The 274-nt window shown below is 43.1% G+C and carries 1 protein-coding gene; it reads left to right on the plus strand.

All coding sequences use genetic code 11. From position 1 onward, the window contains the following. Positions 1-192 (plus strand): cytochrome b/b6 domain-containing protein (locus tag AAEY75_RS15030; protein ID WP_352260029.1); only part of this gene is annotated, 192 nt, incomplete at its 5' end. Positions 193-274: the final 82 nt, after the last annotated feature.

A 274-nucleotide genomic window follows, 5' to 3' on the forward strand; every position in this document is an offset into this window, starting at 1 on the left:
GGTGTTGCGCTATCTGTGATACTCGGTCTGTTGCTCAAGTTTGGCCCTGAAGCGATAGAAGATCAGGTTGAAACAATTCACAAGCTAGCACTTTGGTATTTCGTCCCTGTTATTGGTTTACATTTAGCGGGGATTTTAGTGGCTGAGTCGGGAAACGATAAAGGCCTAGTGTCTAAAATGATTGGTGGCTAGTGTTAGTGCCTGTTGATCGTTAAAGATTAATGTTGCAGTAGTTTGTAGTGATGTTATCAAGGCGGAGTTTATGACGTATGGC

The organism is Psychrobacter sp. TB55-MNA-CIBAN-0194 (genome assembly GCF_040309505.1).
GTDB classification, from domain to species: Bacteria; Pseudomonadota; Gammaproteobacteria; order Pseudomonadales; family Moraxellaceae; genus Psychrobacter; species Psychrobacter fozii.